Here is a 351-nt window from a genome sequence, read left to right on the forward strand (position 1 = left end):
CTTCCAGGTGCAGGTGCTGCTCGCGCGTGACTGGAATGCCAAGCCCGACGCGACCTTCCCGGCGCTGTRCATGCTCGACGGCCTGCGCGCGCGGGACGACGAGAGCGGCTGGACCATCGAGACGGACGCCGCGAACTTCTTCGCGGACAAGAACGTCAACGTGATCCTGCCCGTCGGCGGCGAGTCCAGCTTCTACTCCGACTGGCTGGAGCCGGACAACGGCAAGAACTACCAGCTCGAGACGTTCCTGACCAAGGAACTTCCGCCGGTGCTGCAGAACAGCCTGAGGACCACGGACACCCGTGGCGTCATCGGCCTGTCCATGGGCGGCACCGCCGCGATGGCGCTGGC

The 351-nt window shown here is 66.9% G+C and carries 1 protein-coding gene; it reads left to right on the forward strand.

Annotation, left to right across the window (positions count from 1 at the left end; translation table 11 throughout):
- The coding region (locus tag AC1DYG_RS21090) for an alpha/beta hydrolase (RefSeq protein WP_477641762.1) at positions 1-351 on the forward strand (351 nt) is incomplete at both ends.

The sequence above is a fragment of the Pedococcus sp. P1_H8 genome, from assembly GCF_056405175.1.